We start from the raw sequence: 460 nt of genomic DNA, 5'->3' as shown, positions 1-460 counted from the left end.
ATTTCATTGCGCTCAACTACCGCAAAAAACACGACAACGTTTACGCGTATTACCTGGAAGGGTTTGAAAAAGACTGGAACCACAGCGGTTCGCAGCACCGGGCATACTATACCAACCTCAGCCCTGGACGCTATACCTTACACCTCAAGGCCGGAGACGCCTTGGGACATTGGAGTACAGAGGCGGCGATCGTTCAGCTCGAAGTGCTTCCCGCGTACTACGAAACGGCTTGGTTTCGCACGTTGGTGTTCCTGGTGATCTGCGGTTTGCTGTATGGGTTGTACCGGTATAGGATCAATCAGCTGCTCCGCCTGCAACATGTGCGCAACCGCATCTCGGCCGACTTGCACGATGAGCTGGGCTCGTCGCTCAGTGGTATCAGCATCATGGGCGCACTCGCAAAAAAAGACCTGCCGGTGACTCATCCTTCGGCCTCGTTTGTCGAGCGTATGGTGGAAGA

General features: G+C 54.6%; 1 protein-coding gene. It reads left to right on the top strand.

Annotated elements, in window-relative coordinates; genetic code table 11:
- A partial coding sequence (locus KK062_RS30025; RefSeq protein WP_254088079.1) for a triple tyrosine motif-containing protein occupies positions 1-460 on the top strand: 460 nt, incomplete at both ends.

This window comes from Dawidia cretensis, assembly GCF_018598175.1.
In the GTDB taxonomy this organism is placed as follows: Bacteria; Bacteroidota; Bacteroidia; order Cytophagales; family Cyclobacteriaceae; genus Ohtaekwangia; species Ohtaekwangia cretensis.
Note: the sequence above shows the minus strand (reverse complement) of the source record. Positions and strands in the feature narration are given on the sequence as shown.